Source organism: Pantoea sp. YU22 (assembly GCF_003970755.1).
GTDB lineage: Bacteria > Pseudomonadota > Gammaproteobacteria > Enterobacterales > Enterobacteriaceae > Pantoea > Pantoea piersonii.
This window is the reverse complement of record NZ_RYDU01000002.1, coordinates 115,618-136,509: the sequence shown is the minus strand read 5'-3', so window position 1 is coordinate 136,509 and position 20,892 is coordinate 115,618. Positions and strand designations below refer to the sequence as shown.

Sequence of the window (20,892 nt, the reverse complement as noted above, 5' to 3'; positions counted from 1 at the left end):
TTTTTTATCACCAAATTTGATAATAAATAACTATAAACGATTAAAGTTTTGCTTATTTGTCTTTAGGCTTAGCGCATGGTGCTATTGCTGACATTTTCAGATAAAATCGCACAAATTTATAAAGCGAAAGCGCATCGGCTCAGCGTAATATTTCGCCGCCCATTCTTCCGGGCCAATCAGGGACCTATAAAAAAATGAAAATGCGTGCTTTCACACTAAGCGCTATTGCTGCGTTAATGGCTGCTGCGCCATTTGCCAGCCAGGCTGAAATTACTCTTCTTAAACAAGATCCGCAGGCAGGCGATCCGCTGAGCCGTCTGAACTTCACCGTGGGCGGCAGTATTCGTCCGCAGTTTGAACATCAGACCGGCGTCAACGACAAATCTTACAAACGTAATGGCTTCGACGGCGGTACGCGTTTCCGCTTCGCCGCTGATTATTATCTGTTCGATGATATTAGCTGGGCCAGCTATTACGAAGTGGGCGTAAATATTCCGGCCGTATTTGACTGGGATAACCATTATAAAGATGGCGCCAACGATACCACGCGTCGCCAGCTCTATACCGGTCTGAAAAGCAAAACCTGGGGCGAGATCTATTTCGGCCAGCAGAACAGCGTCTTCTATGACGTGGTGGGCGCGAAGACCGATATCTGGGATTACGACATGAAAGGCCAGGCGCCGGGCAACGGCATCAACGGCGACTATGACGGCTCCTACCGCTCGCGCAAACAGCTGAAGTATAAAAACACCTTCGGCGCGGTCGATCTCTACGCTTCTTACCTGTTCAGCGACAACGAATATCTGCCGGGCAACGGCCTGCGCTACAAGCGCAAAGGCGGCGGTTCGCTGGGCGTGGATTACCACATCACGGATGACCTGACCTGGGGCACCGCGTGGAACTATACCCGCGCCACTATGCGTAACCCGCGCAACGGCGATGACGGCGACTACAACCAGAACATCTACGGCACCGCATTAAGCTGGAAGCCGGGCAACTGGACGCTCTCTGCGGGCGGCGGCTGGTATCAAAACTTCCTGCTGACCAAACGCAGCAATGTTAACGACTACTTCGCCGACGACGCGTGGGGCCTGGAATACTTCGCCGGCTATAAAATCCCGGTCAAGCAGTACGGCCTGAAAGCCGTTCAGCCTTACGTGATGGGCGATCGTCTGGAGTATGTGAACGGCCGCAACTACCAGCGCATCGACAACGGTCTGGGCGTGACGCTGTTCCTCGACTACGGCTTCCGCGTCGACTACGAACACGTCTTTACCTCCAGCACCGACAACCTGGGCGATATCAACGTGGTACGTCTGCGTTACGATTTCTAATCGTCAAAAGCGTAAAACGGCTCCCGAGGGAGCCGTTTTTTTTACTGGGCTGGCGCCGCCTCATCCAGCGGATCGGGACCAAAGCGGTTTGGGCCGACCGTACCGCGCAGGCAAAAGTAAATCAGCAGCAGCAGCGTTCCCAGCAGGGGAATAAGCATAATCAGCAGCCACCAGCCGGAGCGATCGAGATCGTGCAGGCGGCGCACGCCGACGGCGACAGAAGGGATCAGAACAGCAACGGAATACACCAGCGAAAGCAGACCCTGGTCAGAAAAAACCTTCAGTCCGAGCAGTTCGTCTACCGCGCTACATGCCAGCGAAAACAGCGTGCTGAATAATAAAAAGAGCCAGAATGTTTTACGACGGCAGCGGCCATTGACCACCGCATACATTTTTAAAACGGTCAGATAGTGGTGCACTTAAATTTTCCTTTTTGATGAAACCCCGAGCTGCAGCTTCCGTTACGTCAAGCTGAAACGCACTATTCCTGCCCTTGTGCCAGGTAACCTATTTTATCTGGCGGCTTAGGGTACTGCACAGGTAAAAAGCGGTGTAAAACTCTGTCGAGTAATAAAAACGTGGAGGCAAAAGCGCTTTACGTAATTAGACTCTTCCCGCTATCGACGAAAGTTTCGCCTTTACGTATGATGGCGCCAATTTTTTATCTGTGAGTCTTTTAACATGATTAGTCTGATCGCGGCATTAGCAGCGGATCGCGTCATTGGTATGGAAGGTGCCATGCCGTGGAACCTGCCTGCAGATTTGGCGTGGTTTAAACGTAACACCTTAAACAAGCCGGTGATTATGGGGCGTCTGACCTTTGAATCAATTGGTCGTCCGCTGCCGGGACGTCTCAATATTGTGGTCAGCCGTCAGCCGGGCACTGCGGAAGGCGTCACCTGGGTCACCTCGCTGGATGAGGCGATTAAAGCGGCTGGCGACGTACCGGAGATTATGGTGATTGGCGGTGGGCGTATTTATGAGCAGATGCTGAAGCGCGCCGATCGTCTTTATCTCACGCATATCGACGCTGAAGTAGAAGGGGATACGCAGTTCCCGGATTACGAGCCGGATGAGTGGCAGTCGACCTTTAGCGAGTTTCACGATGCCGATGAGCAGAACTCGCATAGCTACTGCTTCGAAATCCTTGAGCGTCGCTAACAGCCGGCAGGTTTAAGAGAAGGGCGACTCTACGATCGCGCCCTCTCTACCACCGCGGCACGCTTTGCAGCATTTCACGCCTTGTCTCTGACAAGGCGTTTTCGTTTGCGCGCCTTCAGGCGGACTGCTGCGGCGGGACGCTGTCGGTTGCCGACGGCTGGCGGTTCGATGCCTGCGTATAGTAGCGCTGGCTCTCCCAGTGCAGCAGCGTCAGCACGCCGCCCCAGCAGCAGCCGGTATCCAGCCCAATCACGCCGCGCGGCGTGCCTTTGCCCTCCAGCGAGGCCCAGTGGCCGAAGACCTGGGTATAACCGTCTGGCAGCTTGCCTGGAATAGTGAACCAGGGTTTCAGCGGCGGCGGCGCGGAGTCCGGCGCCTCTTTGCAAATCATATCGAGCTGGCCGTTGGGAAAGCAGAAGCGCATGCGCGTCAGCGCGTTGGCGGAGAAACGCAGGCGTGCCAGACCGCTCAGTTCCGGCGTCCAGTTATTCGGCATATCACCATACATGGCGTCCAGGAACAGCGGGTAGCTGTCGCTGGAGAGCACGGCTTCCAGCTCGCGCGCGCAGGCTTTCGCCGTTTCTAAATCCCACTGCGGCGTAATACCGGCGTGCGCCATAACCAGCTTTTTTTCTTCATCTACCTGCAACAGGGGCTGACGGCGAAGCCAGTTGATTAGCTCGTCGGCATCTTCCGCGTCCAGCAGCGGCGTCAGGCGATCTTTGGGCTTGTTGCGGCTGATGCCGGCAAACACCGCCAGCAGATGCAAATCGTGATTGCCCAACACGATACGCACACTCTGGCCCAGCGATTTTACGTAGCGCAGCACGTCAAGCGAGCCAGGGCCGCGCGCGACCAGATCGCCGGTCAGCCACAGCGTATCCTGTTCAGGCGTAAAGTCGACTTGCTTCAGCAGGGCGCGCAGCTCATCGTAACAACCGTGAACGTCGCCAATCAGATATGTGCTCATAGAGAATAATCCGCAATAAAAAACCGCGCCCGGCAGAACCGGGCGAAGCGTAAAAAGATCAGTGTATGTGGGTTTCTACAGCGAGGCGAAACACCGGGATGTCGATGTTAAAGGTTTCACCCTCTTCATCCTGCATCACATAGTGTCCCTGCATGGTGCCCATCGGCGTTTCGATAATGGCGCCGCTGGTGTACTGAAATTCGCTACCGGGCGCGATCACGGGCTGTTCGCCCACCACGCCTTCGCCCTGAACTTCGGTTTCGCGCCCGTTGCCGTTAGTGATTAGCCAGTAGCGACCCAGCAGCTGCACGGCGTTGCGGCCCAGATTGCGGATGGTGATGGTATAAGCAAAGACGAAGCGCTCCTCTTCCGGCGAAGACTGGGAAGCGATATAGAGACTTTGTACCTGAACAGACATCCGGGCCGATTCACTCATGCATTACTCCAGCGGTTCACCTTGATGTGTCGCCAGCCAGTTTGCTAACTGACAATATTGCGCCACCGACACGTTTTCCGCACGTAAACCTGCATCGATGCCCAGCTCATCCAGCGCGCCGGCTTCAAACAGATAGCCGAGGCTATTGCGCAGGGTTTTGCGGCGCTTACCGAAGGCCTCGGTAGTGATGCGGCTCAGTACGCGAATATCGCTTACCGGATGCGGCGGCTCCGCATAGGGCACCAGGCGCACTACGGCCGAATCCACTTTAGGCGGCGGCGTAAACGAGTGCGGCGGTACTTCAAGCACCGGGATGACCTGGCAATAGTATTGCGCCATCACGCTGAGTCGGCCGTAGGCCTTGCTGCCTGGGCCTGCGACGAGGCGGTTAACCACCTCTTTCTGCAGCATGAAGTGCATATCTTTGATCGAACCAGTATAGCTGAAAAGGTGAAACATCAGCGGGGTCGAAATATTGTAAGGCAGGTTGCCAAATACGCGCAGCGGCTGACCTTTTTCCTGCGCCAGCGCGGCGAAATCGAAAGCCATCGCATCCTGCTGATAGATCGTCAGTTTGGGGCCGAGAAACGGATGGGTCTGCAGACGCGCAGCCAGATCGCGGTCCAGCTCGACCACCGTTAAGGCGTCGAGACGTTCGCCGACGGGTTCCGTCAGCGCGCCGAGGCCAGGGCCGATCTCCACCAGCGCTTCGCTGCGCTGCGGATGAATGGCGGAGACAATGCTATCGATAATGTACTGATCGTTCAGGAAGTTCTGCCCGAAACGTTTACGGGCGTAGTGCCCCTGATGGACGCGATTATTCATTACTGCTCTTGATCATAGTGATGGCGAGGTTAAGCGCCGTAATAAAGCTGCCCGGCTCCGCCTGTCCCAGTCCGGCCAGTTCCAGCGCGGTACCGTGGTCAACGGAGGTACGGATAAAGGGCAGGCCAAGCGTGATATTCACCGCGCGGCCGAACCCCTGAAATTTTAGCACCGGCAAACCCTGATCGTGATACATCGCCAGCACTGCATCGGCGTGCTGCAAATATTTTGGCTGGAACAGGGTGTCGGCCGGAAGCGGCCCGGTGAGATGAATGCCCTGTTCGCGCAGGGAGTCGAGCGCCGGGGTAATTGTGTCGATCTCTTCGCGTCCCATATGTCCGCTCTCGCCCGCATGGGGATTAAGCCCACAGACAAAGATATGCGGCTGCGGGATAGCGAACTTCTGCTGCAGATCGCGATGCAGAATGGTAATGACTTCACGCAGGCTGGCATGGGTAATCGCCGCAGAGACATCTTTCAGCGGCAAATGCGTCGTCGCCAGCGCGACTCGCAGCTCTTCGGTCGCCAGCATCATCACCACGCGATGGCCGCCGGCGCGATCGGCGAAGAACTCGGTATGTCCGGTAAACGGGATGCCCGCATCGTTAATCACCCCTTTATGCACCGGGCCGGTGATCAACGCGGCGAATTCGCCGTTCAGGCAGCCGTCGCAGGCGTGCGCCAGGGTCGCCAGCACGTAGGGACTGTTAGCGGCATCGAGTTTGCCGGGCGTAACCGGCTGAGCGAGCTCTACCGGCAGAATCGTAAGCGAGCCCGCCTGCTGCGGTTGCGGTGCAAGGCCGGGCTGATAGTCGCGCAGCGTCAGCGGCAAACCGAGCTGAGCGGCGCGTTCACGCAACAGCTGTGGCGACGCGCATACGACCAGCTCAACTGGCCAGTTCTGCTGGGCCAGTTGAATGGTGAGATCGGGACCAATCCCGGCGGGCTCGCCGGGAGTGATCGCTACGCGATAGTTACTGGGCATTGCCATCCAGAATCTTCACGTAGGCGCTGGCACGCTGTTCCTGCATCCAGGTTTGCGCTTCTTCAGCAAACTTGCGGTTGAACAGCAGGCGATAGGCGCGCTCTTTTTGCGCCGCATCGGTCTTGTCGACCTGACGGGTATCCAGCAGCTGAATCAGGTGCCAGCCGAAGGAAGAGTGAACCGGCTGGCTGGTCTGGCCTTTTTGCAACTGCAGCAGGGCGTCGCGGAACGCCGGATCGAACGCTTCCGGCGAGGACCAGCCCAGATCGCCGCCCTGGTTGGCAGAGCCCGGATCGTCAGAGAATTGCTTGGCGGCAGCGGCGAAGCTGGTTTTACCGCTGCGGATATCCGCAGCAATCTCTTCCACTTTCGCGCGCGCCTGGGCATCGGTCAGAATCGGCGACGGTTTGATCAGGATATGACGCGCATGCACCTCGGTGACGGAGATATTTTTGCTCTCGCCGCGCAGGTCGTTCACCTTCAAAATATGAAAGCCGACGCCGGAGCGGATCGGGCCGACAACATCGCCTTTCTTCGCTGTCGACAGCGCCTGTGCGAACAGGGTAGGCAGCTCTTCAATCTTGCCCCAGCCCATGTTGCCGCCTTTCAGCGCCTGCGGATCGGCGGAGTAGGTCACGGCCAGCTTGCCGAAATCCGCGCCGCCTTTCAGTTCGCCCACCAGCTGCTTAGCCAGCGCTTCCTGATCGTCTACCTGCTGCTGCGACGGGTTTTCCGGCAGCGGCAGCAGGATCTGGCTGACGTTCAGCTCGGTGCCCTGGGCATTTTGCGCGCCGACCTGAGTAGCCAGCGTATCGACTTCCTGCGGCAGGATAGTGACGCGACGACGCACTTCATTGTTGCGCACTTCGGCGATCAGCATCTCTTTACGGATCTGTCCGCGATAGTCGCTGTAGTTAACGCCGTCATAGGCCAGGCGGCTGCGCAGCTGATCGAGGCTCATATGGTTCTGCGCGGCGATATTGCTGATTGCCTGGTCGAGTTGCTGATCGTTGATCTGCAGGCCCGCTTTTTCGCCCATCTGCAGGATGATGTTGTCCATGATCTGACGTTCAAGGATCTGGTGGCGCAATGTCTTGTCGTCCGGCAACTGCTGACCGGCCTGTTGCGACTGCGCTTTTACGGTGCGCAGCATATTATCTACGTCACTCTCCAGAACGACGCCGTTATTCACAACGGCAGCGACTTTATCAACCACTTGTGGTGCTGCGAACGCGGTGTTGGCGGCTACCGCCACACCCAGAATCAGCATTCTCCAGTTCTTCATACTTTTTCCATAGTTGTTTCCGCAGAGCGGGAATTACCAGTCAAACATCGCAACATCAGAAAGCGCGCTGATAAGGGATAATGCCCTGACGCAGCATCTGCTCGGTGCCTAAGCCATAACCAGAGCTCAAACCGCGCAGCTCAATGTTGAATGAGATTTGGTTGTCATACTTACTGTCGTTGTTTTCCCAACCGTTGATCTTACGTTCGTAACCGACGCGGATCGCGTAGCAGCAGGAGCTGTACTGCAGGCCAACCAGCTGCGAAGCGGGTTTGCTGTTGCGCGTATCGTAGTAGTACGCACCCACCACTGACCAGGCGTCCGCGATGGGCCAGCTGGCGGTGCCGCCGACCTGGGAAATCCCGTTTTTGTAGATCGGGTTGTTCACCAGGCTGGAGTTGTTCAGCGCGGTCGCCACATACTCCGGACTGCTGTAGCGATAGCTCAGCTGCACAACGCGGTCGGCGTCGCGACGATACTCCAGCACGGTATTGCCCTGTGCGACGTTATCGAGACGGGTATCGTACTGCAGCCCGCCGCGTACCGCCCAGCGATCGCTGACTTTCCAGTAGGTGTCACCGGCCCAAATCAGGCTGCCGGTGTCATCTTCTTTGTTAGTCTGGTTTACGCCGGTACGTGAAGGGGTAAACGAGTAGATTTGACCCACGGAAACGTTAAAACGTTCAACCAGATCCTGATCATAAATACGCGAGGTGACGCCGGTCGACACTTCGTTAGCCGAGGCGATACGATCCAGGCCGCTATAGGTGCGGTCGCGGAACAGGCCGGTATAGTCAGTCTGCAGCAGCGTCGAGTCGTACGGATAGATATCGCTCTGGTTGCGGTATGGAATATAGAGATACTGAACGCGCGGCTCGAGCGTCTGGGTATAGCCTTCCGCCCAGTCCATATCGCGATCGAATACCAGTCTGCCGTCGACCTTGAACTGCGGCATGGTGCGGTTCACCGAGCTTTTCAGCTGGCCGCTCTGACTGTTCTCGTTATTCGCCAGATTAGCGTTGTAGTAATCCAGCGAATCCTGTTGATAGTGCGTCGCCAGGAACTTCGCTTCGGTATCCAGGCTCGCCCACCCGTTAGAAAGCGGCAGATTAAGCGTCGGTTCGATATGCAGACGGGTCGCTTCTGGGTAGTCGTTGTTAACATTGGTAAACTTCACCGCCTGCGCATAGATACGGCCGTCGAACGGACCCATATCGTTCTGGTAGAAGTTCAGATCCAGCTGCGGCTGCGCGCGATAGACGTTGTTGTTGCTTGTGTCGCCGAAGACCTGAAAATCACGACTGGAGAGCGTGGCGTCCCAGTTGGTGTCGGCGTAGCCGAAGCTGAATTTCTGCGTCGCGTAGCCGTCGGTCGAATTGTAATATTTCGAGTCGAGATCGTTAAAGTAGTAGGGATCGCTGACTTTGGTGTAGTCGGCGTTGAAACGCCAGTGCTGGTCATAAACACCGGCGTGGCGCCAGTAGAAGAGCCAGCGGTCACTGCTTTTATCTTCCGCGATGCCGCGTACCGCTTTGTCTTTATCGTACTGGTCGTCTGACGGCAGATAGTCAAACTCCATCAGGCCGGCGCCGAACTGCGTCAGGTAGCGGAATTCGTTCTCCAGCTGCATGCCGCGCTTCGACATATAGTGCGGCGTAATGGTGGCATCCGCCTGCGGCGCGATGTTCCAGTAGTAGGGCAGAATAAACTCGAACCCTTTGCTGCTGCCATATTTCGCGTTGGGGATCAGGAAGCCGGAGCGGCGGCGATCGCCAATCGGCAGTTGCAGATAGGGGCTGTAGAAGATCGGCACGGAGCCTAGCTTAAAGCGCGCATTCCAGATCTCCGCCACTTCTTCCTGGCGATCCTGGATCACCTGCGATCCCACTACGCTCCAGCTATTGTAGCCGGGCAGACAGGAGGTGAAGCTGCCGTTTTCCAGAATGGTATAGCGATTATCGGCGCGCTGCTTCATCAAATCGGCGTCGCCGCGCCCCTGACGTCCCACCATCTGGTAGTTACCGTTCCAGACGTTGGTGTCTTTACTGTTCAGATTGGACCAGGCTTTCGGACCTTTCAGGATGACCTGATTGTCGTCGTAGCGCACATTACCCAGCGCGTCGACGGTGCGTACCGGCGTGGTTTGCCCCTCTTGCTGGCGCTGATGCAGCTGCATTTCATCCGACTGCAGACGGCTGTTGCCCTGCTGAACATCTACGTTTCCGGTGAATACCGCGTCGTCCGGATAGTTTCCCTTCGCCGCGTCGGAATGGATCGTGACCGGCAGCTGGTTCGTCTGGCCATTGACCAGCGGGCGATTATAGCTCGGCACGCCCAGCATACACTGCGACATAAGATCGTCGGCCAGAGCAGACTGACTGGATATCGCTGCGCCAATCATGGTGGCCAGCAGGGTAGGTAGTCGTTTATTCATACGCGGTATCGAGAATTCCATGAAAACTGGCATCATGCCGACAATCGGGTCAGAGACTAACGTACTGCCCGGCGTTGTGCCAGTGTTAATCCTTGTCTGTCCGCGTTGCCGTTAGGCGCTGGGGTAAATGACAGGTATGATAATGCAATTTTCAGCCGCAAGCATGGCGAATTGAGGAGTTTATGCGCTACTGGGGAAAAGTTATTGGGCTGGTGCTGGGGCTGCTTTCCGGCGCCGGTTTTTGGGGCATTGTGTTCGGCCTGCTGATTGGCCATTTGATCGATAAGGTTCGCAGCGCAAAAGGACAGGCCTGGTTCGCGAATAACCAAACCCGCCAGACGCTGTTTTTTCAGACCACATTTCAGGTAATGGGCCACCTTACCAAATCGAAAGGGCGCGTTACCGAAGCCGATATTCAAATCGCTTCTTTATTAATGGATCGCATGCAGCTGCATGGCGAGGCGCGTACCGCCGCGCAGCGCGCCTTCCGCGAAGGCAAACAGGGCGATTATCCGTTACGCACCAAACTGCGCGAACTGCGCAGCGCCTGTTTCGGCCGCTTCGATCTGATTCGGATGTTTCTGGAAATTCAGATTCAGGCTGCCTTCGCCGACGGTTCGCTGCACCCGAACGAGCGGCAGGTGCTTTACGTCATCGCCGAAGAGCTGGGCATTTCGCGCATTCAGTTCGATCAGTTCCTGCGCATGATGGAGGGCGGCCAGCAGTTCGGCGGCCAGGGCGGCGGCTATCAGCAGGCGCAGCGCGGGCCGACGCTGGAGGATGCCTGCAGTGTGCTGGGCGTCAAAAGCAGCGATGACGCCACCACCATTAAGCGCGCCTACCGCAAGCTGATGAGCGAGCACCATCCCGACAAGCTGGTGGCGAAAGGCCTGCCGCCGGAGATGATGGATATGGCGAAACAGAAGGCGCAGGAGATTCAGGCGGCTTACGATCTGATTCGCCGCGAGAAAGGATTTAAGTAACCGCAGGCGCGAGGTTAAAAATCCGCTGGCTGGCGAAACGTCATGCTGTTGCCGAACGCCGGGTGGGTAATAGTCAGCGACTCGGCATGCAGCAGCAGACGCGGCGCGCGCGCCTTCGCCTCAGGATGAGCGTAAAAGCCGTCGCCGAGAATAGGATGACCCAGCGCCAGCATATGCACGCGCAGCTGGTGCGAACGGCCGGTAATCGGCTTTAGCGCCACGCGCGCGCTGTTGTCGGCCAGATACTCCAGCACTTCATATTCGGTCTGCGCCGCTTTGCCGGTTTCAAAACAGACCTTCTGTTTTGGCCGGTTCGGCCAGTCGCAAATCAGCGGAAGATCCACCACGCCTTTTTCCGCAGCCGGATGACCCCAGACGCGCGCCACGTAGCGTTTAGAGGGTTCGCGCTCGCGAAACTGACGCTTCAGCTCGCGCTCCGCCGCTTTGGTCAGCGCCACCGCAATCACGCCGCTGGTAGCCATATCGAGGCGATGCACCGACTCCGCCTGCGGGAAATCGCGCTGAATGCGCGTCATTACGCTGTCTTTGTGCTCTTCCAGACGGCCAGGTACCGACAGCAGTCCGCTCGGCTTATTGACCACCATAATGTGCGCATCCTGATAAAGGATATGCAGCCAGGGCTCGCGTGGCGGATTGTAGGGTTCCATTTTTATATCTGCTTATAGATCAAAGAAAAGGGGCGAAATAGCCCCTGCGTATATTCTCACTTCGCCAGCGCGGCGAGAGACCGCTATAGCAAAGACGTTAAAGGCGCGTCCCGCCTCATCTCTGATGCGGGACGCTGGCGCTTCGGCTCCTCTCGCCCGACGGAGAGAGGTTACTGATGCGTGACCACGATCAGGCGCAGCGCGTCGAGACGCCAGTTCGCCTGGCTCAGGCTTTCCAGCACCTGCTGACGATTGCTCTCCAGCGCCTCAATCTCATCTTCACGGATGTTGGGATTGACCGCCTTCAGCGCTTCAAGACGCGACAGCTCCGCGCCCAGCCTCTCGTCCGCTTCGGCGCGCGCCGCGTCGATCAGCGTCTGCGCTTCCGCCACCACTTTCTCTTCAGCCTGCATCAGAATCGCGTGTACGTCCTGCTGCACTGCGTTGACCAGCTTGCTGCCGGTGTGGCGATTCACCGCATTGAGCTGACGGTTAAAGCTTTCAAACTCGACCTTGCCCGCCAGGTTGGTGCCGTTGCGATCCAGCAGCATGCGGATCGGCGTCGGCGGCAGAAAACGGGTCAGCTGCAGATGCTTCGGCGCCTGCGCTTCTACCACGTAGATCGTCTCGACCAGCAGCGTGCCTACCGGCAGCGCCTTGTTTTTCAGCAGCGACAGCGCGCAGCTGCCGGTGTCGCCGGAGAGGATCAGATCCAGACCGTTGCGGATCAGCGGATGCTCCCAGGTGATGAACTGGGTATCTTCGCGCGACAGCGCCTGGTCACGGTTAAAGGTGATGGTGCAGCCATCTTCCGGCAGACCAGGGAAATCGGGTACCAGCATATGATCGGACGGCGTCAGCACGATGAGGTTATCGCTGCGATCCTCCTGATTGATACCGACGATATCGAACAGGTTGAGCGCGAAGTTCACCAGCTCGGTGTCGTTATCCTGCGCGGCGATCTCCGCCGCCAGCGCCTGCGCCGCTTCGCCGCCGTTGGAGTTGAGCTCCAGCAGACGGTCGCGCCCGTGCTCCAGCTGCGACTTCAGCGACTCGTGCTGCTTGCGGCACTCGGCGATAAATTCATCCAGACCTTCACTGTTTTCCGGCGCGGCAAGGAAGTTAATCAACGGCTGATGGACGCTGTCGTAGATTGTGCGGCCGGTCGGGCAGGTATGCTCGAACGCGTCGAGCCCTTCGTGATACCAGCGCAGCAGCACCGCCTGAGCGGTCTTCTCCAGCCAGGGCACCATAATCTGAATGTCGTGCGCCTGACCGATACGATCGAGACGACCGATGCGCTGCTCCAGCAGATCCGGGTTAAAGGGCAGATCGAACATCACCAGGCGGCTGGAGAACTGGAAGTTACGCCCTTCAGAACCAATTTCCGAGCAGAGCAGCACCTGCGCGCCGTTCTCTTCCGAGGCGAACCAGGCGGCGGCGCGGTCGCGTTCGATAATCGACAACCCTTCGTGGAACACGGCGGCACGGATGCCTTCGCGCTCGCGCAGCACCTGCTCCAGCTGTAGCGCGGTGGCCGCTTTGGCGCAGATCACCAGCACTTTCTCTTTGCGGTTGCTGGTCAGGTAGCCAAGCAGCCACTCGACGCGTGGGTCGAAGTTCCACCAGGTGCCGCTGTCGCCTTCAAACTCCTGATAAATTTGCTCGGGGTAGAGCAGGTCGCGTGCGCGCTCTTCCGCGCTTTTGCGGGCGCCCATAATACCGGAGACCTTGATGGCGGTCTGATACTGAGCGGGCAGCGGCAGACGGATCTGATGCAGCTCGCGTTTCGGGAAGCCCTTCACGCCGTTACGCGTGTTGCGGAACAGCACGCGGCTGGTGCCGTGGCGATCCATCAGCATAGAGATCAACTCTTTGCGCGCCTCGAGTTTGCCGTCGCGCTCGCTGTTGGCGACCTGCAGGAGCGGCTCAATATCTTCTTCGCCCACCAGATCGTTGATCATATTCATCTCATCCTGCGAGATGGCTTTATCAGCCAGCAGTGAGGAGACCGCGTCGGCAATCGGACGAAAATGCTGTTGCTCCTCGAGGAACTGCGCGAAGTCGTGGAAGCGGTCAGGGTCGAGCAGGCGCAGACGCGCGAAGTGGCTCTCCATACCCAGCTGTTCCGGCGTCGCGGTCAGCAGCAGCACGCCGGGGATCTGTTCCGCCAGCTGTTCAATAACCGCATATTCGCGGCTCGGCTCCCCTTCGCTCCAGGCGAGATGGTGCGCTTCGTCGACCACCATCAGATCCCATTCAGCCTCCGCCAGCAGTTCAAGGCGCTGCTTGTTGCGACGAACGAAATCGAGCGAGCAGATAATCAGCTGTTCGGTCTCAAAGGGGTTGTCGCTGTCGTGCTGCGCCTCGGCGTAGCGATCGTCGTCAAACAGCGCGAAACGCAGGTTAAAGCGGCGCAGCATCTCTACCAGCCACTGGTGCTGCAGGGTTTCCGGCACGATGATCAAGACGCGATCGGCGCGCCCGGCCAGCAGCTGCTGCTGGATAATCATGCCGGCTTCAATGGTTTTGCCGAGGCCCACTTCGTCCGCCAGCAGCACGCGCGGCGCGTGACGGCGGCCCACGTCGTGGGCGATATGCAGCTGATGCGGGATCAGGTTGGTGCGCATGCCGCGCAGACCGCTGACCGGCAGGCGATACTGGGCGCTCTGATATTTGCGGGCGCGATAGCGCAGGGCGAAGCGGTCCATGCGGTCGAGCTGACCGGCGAACAAGCGATCCTGCGGTTTGCTGAACACCAGCTTGCTGTCGAGCATCACTTCCCGCAGCACCACCTCGCTTTCGTCAGTATCAAGACGCGTGCCGATATAGGTCATCAGGTCATTTTCATTGCGTACTTCATCGACGCGCATTTGCCAGCCTTCGTGGCTGGTCACCGTATCGCCCGGATTAAAGATAACGCGAGTCACCGGGGAGTCGTTACGGGCATAGAGGCGGTTTTCACCCGTTGCCGGAAACAGCAGCGTAACCATGCGCGCGTCTGCCGCCACGACCGTGCCGAGTCCCAGTTCACTTTCCGTATCACTAATCCAGCGCTGACCTAATGTAAAAACCATATCTTTTTAGCTCGAATTTTTAAGGTGTTTTTGGTGATGTTTCCCCGCCACAGGCAATACCTTTTCCCCAGACAAAGGGAGGTCTGGTCAGGTTTTAAGAGCGGTGAGATGCAGGAAGGGCGCTATGGTACTGGAAGGCAGGCCGTTCGTCACCTGTCAAAAAAGCCCCAGCTGCCCAGTAATCAGTATAGCAAAGTCGCCGTCGACGAAAGGCAAAATGCCGTCGGCCACCGGCTGTAGCTGCTTGCTGACGTAGTGATCGTAATCAAGCGGCGTGACGCGCGCCTCCAGGGGTTCAGGGCCTGCCGTGGCGATAACATAGCGGATCGAGCCGCCGTTTTGATACTGCAAAGGGCGGTTCAGCTTGCGGTTCTGCTCATCCGCCAGCCGCGCGGCGCGCACGTGCGGCGGCACGTTGCGCTCATAGTCAGCCAGGGGACGGCGCAGCCGTTTTTTATAGATCAGCAGGTCGTCCAGTTCGCCCGCCAGCAGCCGCGCCACCGTGTCGCGCACGTAATCCTGCCAGGGTTCGCCGCGGAAGATATGGCCATAGAGCGCCTGCTGAAACTGCTGCGCCAGCGGCGTCCAGTCGGTGCGCACCGACTCCAGACCTTTGAATACCAGCCGCTCCTGCGCGCCGTCGCGGATCAGCCCGGCGTAACGCTTTTTGCTGCCCTGTTCGGCGCCGCGAATGGTCGGCATCAGGAAACGGCTGAAGTGGTTTTCATACTCCAGCTCCAGCGCGCTGGCGAGGCCGTACTGCTGCTGCAGATGCTCACGCCACCACGCATTTATCTGCTGCGCCAGAGCGCGGCCGATCGCTGCCGCCTCCGCTTCGCTGTGCGGTGATTTCAGCCAGACAAAGGTCGAATCGGTATCGCCGTAAATAACGTCGTAGCCCTGCGCCTCTATCAGTTCGCGCGTCTGCTGCATAATAAGGTGGCCGCGCAGCGTAATCGACGAGGCGAGACGAGGATCGAAGAAGCGACAGGCGCTGGTGCCGAGCACGCCGTAAAAGGCGTTCATAATAATTTTCAGCGCCTGTGACAGCGGCTTATTGCCCTGTTTTTTAGCCGCTTCGCGCCCCTGCCAGATCTGCTCGACGATAGCGGGCAGGCAGTGGGTGTGACGCGAAAAGCGCGCCTCGCGAAAGCCGGGCACTGAATCGGCGTCGTCCGGGTGGGCCAGGCCTTCAACCAGCCCGACCGGATCGATCAGGAAGGTGCGGATAATCGACGGGTAAAGGCTTTTGTAATCCAGCACCAGCACCGAGTCGTAGAGGCCGGGGCGGGAATCCATCACGTAGCCGCCGGGGCTCGCTTCCGGCGCGACTTCGCCGAGGCCGGGTGCCACAAAGCCCGCGCGGTGCATACGCGGAATATAGAGATGGCTAAAAGCCGCCACCGATCCGCCGTGGCGATCCACCGCCAGGCCGTTGACCGCCGCGCGCTCCAGCAAAAAGGGCATAATCTCGGTTTTATGGAAAATGCGCGTCACCAGCTCGCAGTCTTTCAGGTTGTAACGCGCCAGCGCTGGCTTATCGTTGGCGAAGCGCCAGTTGATCTCTTCCATGCGATGCCAGGGATTATCGATCGCTTTGCCTTCGCCCAGCAGCTGTTGCGACACCGCTTCCAGACTGAATGAGGGAAAAGTCCAGAAGGCGGACTTCAGCGCCTCGATGCCGTCGATAATCAGGCGGCCAGCGGCGCTGGCAGAAAAGACGCCGGGCTTAAAACCGTGTTCGCGCCACTCCAGCGGCGCATTCTGGCGTCCCAGGCGCAGCGGGATGGCGTAGCGGTCGGCATGTTTCTGCAGGACACGCAGGTCGAACTGCACCAGGTTCCAGCCGATTATCACGTCGGGATCGTGCTGCGCAAACCAGGCGTTGAGCGCCTCCAGCAGCTGCGGACGCGTATCGCAATAGATCAGTTCGAAATCGAGCGCGCTGGCGTCGCCGTTGGGCGGCCCCAGCATAAAAACCTGACGCTGGCCGCAGCCTTCAAGGCCGATGCAGTAGAGTTCGCCGTGTTGGGTGGTCTCGATATCCAGCGACACCCACTTAAGCGGTGGACGGTAGTCGGGATGGGGCTTCAGGCGGGCATTGATCAGCGCGTCGCCCTGCGGCTCGCCGCTGAACCAGACCGGCGCGGTGATAAAGCGCTCCATCAGAAAACGCTCCGGCGGCCGGATATCCGCCTCAAAGACCGGGATGCCCTGTTCGCGCAGCAGCTTCTCCAGCCGCTGCAGCTGACGGTGCTGGCGGCAGTAGAGGCCGAATACCGGACGACGGCGAAAATCCTTTAGTTCCAGCGGCTGCAGGCGCACCTGACGTTCGTCACGCAGCAGTGCTTCCACCTGCGGCTGATAGTCGCGCGGAATAAAGGCCACCGACTCCTGAACCGGCAATACCAGACGCTGCGGGCCGTTGTCCGTCGCCAGCCAGAAAATGATTTCGGTGCCCTGAGCGCTGTCGCGCCAGTGGCGGGTAAGCAGGAATCCTGCGCGGGGCGTATTCACGTCGGCTCCAGAGGAAAAAACAGCCAGAGTATAACATGGTTATTTATCCAGTGCGCGCGGCGTGCTTTTGTCAACATCGCCCTACAATTCTTGCCTTGACGCTGTCACGCCGCCTCTGGACAATCCAGCATCCAAATTCTGATAAGGAAGGTTATGGAAGCCTGGATTCAACATCTGTTTACGCAGTCGCTGGAGTATGCGCTTATTGCCGTTGCGCTGGTGACCTTTCTTGAATCGCTGGCCTTTGTCGGCCTGCTGCTGCCGGGCACCGTTATGATGGCAAGCCTGGGCGCGCTGGTTGGCAGCGGACAGATCGGGCTTTATCCCGCGTGGGCGGCGGGCTTTATCGGTTGTCTGGTGGGCGACTGGCTCTCTTACGGCATCGGCTGGAAGTTTCAGGGACCGCTGCACCGCTGGAAATATCTGCAAAAGTATAAAGGCCTGCTGGATAAAACCGAGCACGCGCTGCACCAGCACAGCATGTTCACCGTTCTGGTCGGGCGGTTCGTCGGGCCGACGCGTCCGCTGATCCCGCTGGCGGCTGGCATGCTGGAGCTGCCGGTGCGCAAGTTTCTGCCGCCGAACCTGATCGGCTGCCTGCTATGGCCGCCGCTCTATCTTCTGCCGGGCATTCTGGCGGGCGTGGCGATCGACGTGCCGAAGGATGCGCAGAGCGGCGCGTTTAAGTGGCTGCTGCTGCTGGTCGCGCTGCTGGTCTGGCTGGGCTGCTGGCTCGGCTGGCGCTGGTGGCGCAGCGGCAAAAGCCGCGACTGGGCCACGGCCTGGCTGCCGCCGCAGCGTCTGCGCTGGCTGGCGCCGCTGGGAATAGCCATCGCGCTTGCCGCCTTTACGGCGATCCAGTTCCATCCGATGATGCCGATGTTCCGCCAGCTTTTATGGCGCGTCTTCTTTGCCTGACGAGCGCGCGATGCCAAGCACGTCGGCCTCGCGCGTGTCGCCCGACAGCAGCGTTTCGGTCGCGCCATCCCAGTAGACGCGGCCATCGACGATCACCAGACTGCGCGGCGCAATCTGCTGCGCATCCTCAAGGCTATGCGACACCATCAGCAGGGTAATGGCCTGCGCCTCGCAGACGCGCCGTACCAGCTGCAACATCTCATTACGCAGGGCGGGATCGAGCGCTGAGAAGGGCTCGTCCAGCAGCAGGACCGGACGGTCGCGCAGCAGGCAGCGCGCCAGCGCCGCACGCTGCCGCTGACCGCCGGAGAGCTGGCCCGGCAGGCGCGTCAGCAGATCGCTTAATCCCACCTGATGGGCAATCTCCTCCAGCTGTTGCCGCTGCGCGGCGTTCAGCTTCAGGCCAGGATGCAGGCCCAGCGCCATGTTCTGCTGCACGCTGAGGTGCGGGAACAGGTTGTTCTCCTGAAACAGCATCGAAACCGGGCGCTGCGCCGGTACGCTGTGGGTGTGATCCGCGCCGTCAATGCACAGCGCGCCCTGGCTGACCGGCAAAAATCCGGCGATCAGGCTGAGCAGCGTGCTTTTGCCTGCACCGCTCGGGCCGAGCACAGCCAGCCGCTCGCCGCGCTCAGCGCTAAAGCTGAAACGCATCGGCAGATGTTGATAGAGGTAGGTCAGATTAGTCAGTGTCAGCATGGCGGCCAGGTAATTTTTCCATCAGGGTAAAGAGCAGCAGGCAGATCGCTAACAGCAGCAGGGCGGTGACCGCGCCGTCCGCACCGCGATAGGCGCCAGTCTGCTGGTAGAGGTAAAAGGGCAGCGTGCGGAAGTCGGCGCTGCCAAACAGCGCCACTACGCCGAAGTCGCCGATCGACAGCACGCAGGCGAAGGCGAGCGCCTGCGCCAGCGGGCGTTTCAGCGCGCGCAGCTCGATCAGCCACAGCCGGTTCCAGCCGCTGATGCCCAGCGAGGCGCACAGGTGAGCGTAGCGCTCGGCGCTGTCGCGCATCGGGTTTTCCAGCACCTTTAATGCATAGGGAATAGCGAGCAGAGCGTTGGCGAAGATGACCAGCCCGTCGGGCGAGTCGGGCAGGCCCGTGGTGGCATTGAACAGCAGAAAGAAGCCCGTTGCCAGCACGATGCCGGGCATCGCCAGAATCAGCATGCCGCTGGTCTCCATCAGCTGCGCAGGCAGCGCGCGCTGGCGCAGACGCAGCTCGCGGCTGCTCCACAGCAGCATCATGGTCAGCGTGACGCAGAGCACGCCCGCGCCGATTGCGATACGCAGCGACGTCAGGGTCGCCTGCCAGAGCGCTGGCTGGGCCAGCGCGCCGCCCAGTCCGCCGCGCAGCCCGTCAACGACGACCGCCAGCAGCGGCGGCAGCAGCAGCAAGAGCGCCAGCGCGATAATCAGACCGTCGCCGACCTGCGCGCGCCGCGAGTCCTGCGGATCGCGCCAGCCTCGTAGCAGCGCCCGGCCAGCCGGGATCACCTTGCTGAAACGCTGGCTCAGCAGCACCAGCGTCAGACAGAAAGCGAGCTGGATCAGCGCCAGCAGCGCGGCGCGGCCAGGATCGTAGTCGAAACTCAGCGCCTGAAAGATCGCCAGTTCAATGGTGGTGGCCTGCGGGCCGCCGCCGAGCGAGAGGACGGTCGCGAAGCTGGCGAAGCAGAGCATGAAAATCAGCGCGCCGGTCGGCAGCAGCTGACGGCGCAGCCAGGGCCACTCCAGCAGGCGGAAAAAGTGCCAGCCACGCAGGCCGAGCTGGGCAGCGAGCTGGCGCTGTTCGCCCGGAATATTTTCCAGCGTCTGGAGCATCAGGCGCGTCGCCAGCGGCAGATTAAAAAAGCAGTGCGCCAGCAGAATGCCCTGCAGCCCATAGGGGGAGAAGCGGTAGTCGATGCCGAGCAGCTGACAGATCTGCGCCAGCCAGCCGACGCGGCCATAGACCGTCAGCAGGCCAAATACCGCCACCAGCACCGGCAGTACCAGCGTCATGGCGCAGAGGCGCAGCAGCAGCTGACGGCCGGGGAAGCGCCTGCGGTAAAGCGCGCGCGCCAGCGGTATTGCCGGCAGCAGCGAGAGCAGGGCGGAGAGCAGCGCCTGCGCGAAGGAGAAAAGCACCACATGGCGCAGATAGCTGTCGTGCAGCAGCGCGCGCCAGTCGCCTTGCGGCGCGCTGAACCAGAGCGCGCCGAACGCCAGCAGCGCCACGGCGCACAGCAGCAGCGCGGCGCTGCTGCCGGGCACCATCCACAGCGGGATTAGCGGCTGACGGCGCGTTGCCATGCACTGATCCAGTTTGCGCGCTGCTGCGCCACTTCCTGCGGGCTGTACTGGAGCGCGGTTTGCGGCACGCTAAGCGTCTGGAAACCTGCCGGCAGGTCGCTTTTAATTACCGGATACATCCAGTTGCCCGTGGGGATCGCGTTCTGGAAGGCAGGCGTCAGCATAAACTGCATAAACTGCTGCGCCAGCTTCGGCTGCTTGCTGCTGGCGAGCTGCGCGGCGACCTCAACCTGCAGATAGTGGCCTTCGGCGAACGGCGCCGCGGCGTAGTTCTCTTTCTTCTCTTCGATAAGGTGATAAGCGGGCGAGGTGGTGTAGCTCAGCACCAGATCGCCTTCGCCTTTCAGGAACAGGCCGTAGGCTTCGCTCCAGCCTTTGGTGACGGTAACGGTTTTGCGCGCCAGCTTCTGCCAGGCTTCCGGCGCGTTGTCGCCATAAACCTTCTGCATCCAGAGCAGCAGACCCAGGCCAGGGGTGCTGGTGCGCGGATCTTCATAAATCACGCGCCATTTTTCCGGGCTCTCCACCAGCTCTTTCAGGCTGGTCGGCGGGTTTTTAAGGCGTTTTTTGTCGTAGACGAAGGCGAAGTAGCCGTAGTCGAAAGGCACAAAGGTCTGATCCTGCCAGCCGCCCGGCAGCGCCAGCGTGCGGGTATCGACCCCGCTTTTGGCGAACAGGCCGGTCTGCTGTGCGGCCTGCAGCAGATTGTTGTCGAGGCCGAGTACCACGTCAGCTTTACTGTTTTTACCCTCCATGCGCACGCGGTTCAACAGCGAGACGCCATCCTCCAGCGCCACATAGCGCAGCTCGCAGCCGCACTGCGCTTCGAAGGTTTTTTTCACCGCCGGGCCGGGGCCCCATTCCGCAGAGAACGAGTCGTAGGTGTAGACGGTCAGGAGAGGTTTTGCCGCCAGCGCTGGCAAGGACAGTAACATCAGCAGAGGGAGAATCTGTTTAACCACTTTGCGCTCCTTGGGGAGAGTTGTTATGAGTCGCAAAGGATCTG

At 59.5% G+C, this 20,892-nt stretch carries 17 protein-coding genes; 4 read left to right on the top strand and 13 right to left on the bottom strand.

The annotated features are described in order from the left end of the window. The first annotated feature begins 194 nt into the window (after positions 1–194). Positions 195–1,334, top strand: coding sequence for a porin (locus EKL29_RS05050; protein WP_120455658.1), 1,140 nt, complete (start codon positions 195–197; stop codon positions 1,332–1,334). A 41-nt stretch (positions 1,335–1,375) separates the two neighbouring features. Here the strand turns inward: EKL29_RS05050 and EKL29_RS05045 are convergent, their stop codons facing one another. Next, the gene (locus EKL29_RS05045; protein WP_120455659.1) at positions 1,376–1,753 is read right to left on the bottom strand and encodes a DUF805 domain-containing protein; all 378 of its coding nucleotides are present in this window, start codon (positions 1,751–1,753) and stop codon (positions 1,376–1,378) included. 262 nt (positions 1,754–2,015) lie between these two features. On the opposite strand from EKL29_RS05045, the gene folA reads away from it, so the two are divergent. Then, a complete protein-coding gene (folA, locus tag EKL29_RS05040; protein WP_120455661.1) occupies positions 2,016–2,495 on the top strand; it encodes a type 3 dihydrofolate reductase in 480 nt (159 codons plus the stop codon). 115 nt (positions 2,496–2,610) lie between these two features. Here the strand turns inward: folA and apaH are convergent, their stop codons facing one another. Genes apaH through lptD form a run of 6 tightly spaced genes read right to left on the bottom strand, consistent with a single transcriptional unit; the run spans position 2,611 to position 9,430 of the window. Then, positions 2,611–3,465: a bis(5'-nucleosyl)-tetraphosphatase (symmetrical) ApaH gene (apaH, locus tag EKL29_RS05035; RefSeq protein ID WP_126689036.1), complete on the bottom strand. Its 855-nt coding sequence runs from the start codon at positions 3,463–3,465 to the stop codon at positions 2,611–2,613. Positions 3,466–3,523: 58 nt separating this feature from the next. Beyond that, positions 3,524–3,901: a Co2+/Mg2+ efflux protein ApaG gene (gene apaG / locus EKL29_RS05030; protein WP_120455664.1), complete on the bottom strand. Its 378-nt coding sequence runs from the start codon at positions 3,899–3,901 to the stop codon at positions 3,524–3,526. Positions 3,902–3,904: 3 nt separating this feature from the next. Continuing rightward, complete coding sequence (gene rsmA / locus EKL29_RS05025) at positions 3,905–4,726, bottom strand: 16S rRNA (adenine(1518)-N(6)/adenine(1519)-N(6))-dimethyltransferase RsmA (RefSeq protein ID WP_120455666.1); 822 nt, start codon at positions 4,724–4,726, stop codon at positions 3,905–3,907. Beyond that, positions 4,719–5,711, bottom strand: coding sequence for a 4-hydroxythreonine-4-phosphate dehydrogenase PdxA (gene pdxA / locus EKL29_RS05020; protein ID WP_126689035.1), 993 nt, complete (start codon positions 5,709–5,711; stop codon positions 4,719–4,721). The genes rsmA and pdxA overlap by 8 nt, the downstream gene beginning before the upstream one ends. Next, complete coding sequence (gene surA / locus EKL29_RS05015; RefSeq protein WP_126689034.1) at positions 5,701–6,996, bottom strand: peptidylprolyl isomerase SurA; 1,296 nt, start codon at positions 6,994–6,996, stop codon at positions 5,701–5,703. The genes pdxA and surA overlap by 11 nt, the downstream gene beginning before the upstream one ends. 55 nt (positions 6,997–7,051) lie before the next feature. Beyond that, positions 7,052–9,430: an LPS assembly protein LptD gene (lptD, locus tag EKL29_RS05010; RefSeq protein WP_311778969.1), complete on the bottom strand. Its 2,379-nt coding sequence runs from the start codon at positions 9,428–9,430 to the stop codon at positions 7,052–7,054. Positions 9,431–9,612: 182 nt separating this feature from the next. Between lptD and djlA the strand changes: the two genes are divergently transcribed. Further along, positions 9,613–10,413 carry a co-chaperone DjlA gene (gene djlA / locus EKL29_RS05005; protein WP_126689032.1) on the top strand — a complete coding sequence of 267 codons (801 nt, stop codon included), beginning with the start codon at positions 9,613–9,615 and terminating at the stop codon, positions 10,411–10,413. 14 nt (positions 10,414–10,427) lie between these two features. Here djlA and rluA read toward each other — a convergent pair whose 3' ends face one another. From rluA to polB, 3 genes are all read right to left on the bottom strand, one after another. Further along, a complete protein-coding gene (gene rluA, locus EKL29_RS05000) occupies positions 10,428–11,087 on the bottom strand; it encodes a bifunctional tRNA pseudouridine(32) synthase/23S rRNA pseudouridine(746) synthase RluA (protein ID WP_120455672.1) in 660 nt (219 codons plus the stop codon). A gap of 164 nt (positions 11,088–11,251) precedes the next feature. After that, complete coding sequence (gene rapA, locus EKL29_RS04995) at positions 11,252–14,158, bottom strand: RNA polymerase-associated protein RapA (RefSeq protein WP_126689031.1); 2,907 nt, start codon at positions 14,156–14,158, stop codon at positions 11,252–11,254. Between the two features lie 156 nt (positions 14,159–14,314). After that, positions 14,315–16,675 (bottom strand): DNA polymerase II, encoded by a 2,361-nt coding sequence (gene polB / locus EKL29_RS04990; protein WP_126689030.1) that lies wholly within the window; start codon positions 16,673–16,675, stop codon positions 14,315–14,317. Between the two features lie 153 nt (positions 16,676–16,828). On the opposite strand from polB, the gene EKL29_RS04985 reads away from it, so the two are divergent. Continuing rightward, a complete protein-coding gene (locus EKL29_RS04985) occupies positions 16,829–17,593 on the top strand; it encodes a DedA family protein (protein ID WP_126689029.1) in 765 nt (254 codons plus the stop codon). Here the strand turns inward: EKL29_RS04985 and thiQ are convergent. Genes thiQ through thiB form a run of 3 tightly spaced genes read right to left on the bottom strand, consistent with a single transcriptional unit; the run spans position 17,570 to position 20,848 of the window. Further along, complete coding sequence (thiQ, locus tag EKL29_RS04980) at positions 17,570–18,292, bottom strand: thiamine ABC transporter ATP-binding protein ThiQ (protein ID WP_126689028.1); 723 nt, start codon at positions 18,290–18,292, stop codon at positions 17,570–17,572. The two genes, EKL29_RS04985 and thiQ, sit on opposite strands and share 24 nt — an antisense overlap. Beyond that, the gene (gene thiP / locus EKL29_RS04975; RefSeq protein ID WP_126689027.1) at positions 18,276–19,886 is read right to left on the bottom strand and encodes a thiamine/thiamine pyrophosphate ABC transporter permease ThiP; all 1,611 of its coding nucleotides are present in this window, start codon (positions 19,884–19,886) and stop codon (positions 18,276–18,278) included. Before thiP ends, thiQ begins: the two co-directional genes overlap by 17 nt. Continuing rightward, a complete protein-coding gene (gene thiB, locus EKL29_RS04970; protein WP_126689026.1) occupies positions 19,862–20,848 on the bottom strand; it encodes a thiamine ABC transporter substrate binding subunit in 987 nt (328 codons plus the stop codon). Before thiB ends, thiP begins: the two co-directional genes overlap by 25 nt. Between the last annotated feature and the right edge of the window lie 44 nt (positions 20,849–20,892).

Coding starts and splice junctions, on each gene's coding strand:
- EKL29_RS05050 (WP_120455658.1), top strand. CDS start 195: ATGAAAATGCGTGCTTTCACACTAAGCGCTATTGCTGCGTTAATGGCT.
- folA (WP_120455661.1), top strand. CDS start 2,016: ATGATTAGTCTGATCGCGGCATTAGCAGCGGATCGCGTCATTGGTATG.
- apaH (WP_126689036.1), bottom strand. CDS start 3,465: ATGAGCACATATCTGATTGGCGACGTTCACGGTTGTTACGATGAGCTG.
- apaG (WP_120455664.1), bottom strand. CDS start 3,901: ATGAGTGAATCGGCCCGGATGTCTGTTCAGGTACAAAGTCTCTATATC.
- rsmA (WP_120455666.1), bottom strand. CDS start 4,726: ATGAATAATCGCGTCCATCAGGGGCACTACGCCCGTAAACGTTTCGGG.
- pdxA (WP_126689035.1), bottom strand. CDS start 5,711: ATGCCCAGTAACTATCGCGTAGCGATCACTCCCGGCGAGCCCGCCGGG.
- surA (WP_126689034.1), bottom strand. CDS start 6,996: ATGAAGAACTGGAGAATGCTGATTCTGGGTGTGGCGGTAGCCGCCAAC.
- lptD (WP_311778969.1), bottom strand. CDS start 9,430: ATGAATAAACGACTACCTACCCTGCTGGCCACCATGATTGGCGCAGCG.
- djlA (WP_126689032.1), top strand. CDS start 9,613: ATGCGCTACTGGGGAAAAGTTATTGGGCTGGTGCTGGGGCTGCTTTCC.
- rapA (WP_126689031.1), bottom strand. CDS start 14,158: ATGGTTTTTACATTAGGTCAGCGCTGGATTAGTGATACGGAAAGTGAA.
- EKL29_RS04985 (WP_126689029.1), top strand. CDS start 16,829: ATGGAAGCCTGGATTCAACATCTGTTTACGCAGTCGCTGGAGTATGCG.
- thiQ (WP_126689028.1), bottom strand. CDS start 18,292: ATGCTGACACTGACTAATCTGACCTACCTCTATCAACATCTGCCGATG.
- thiP (WP_126689027.1), bottom strand. CDS start 19,886: ATGGCAACGCGCCGTCAGCCGCTAATCCCGCTGTGGATGGTGCCCGGC.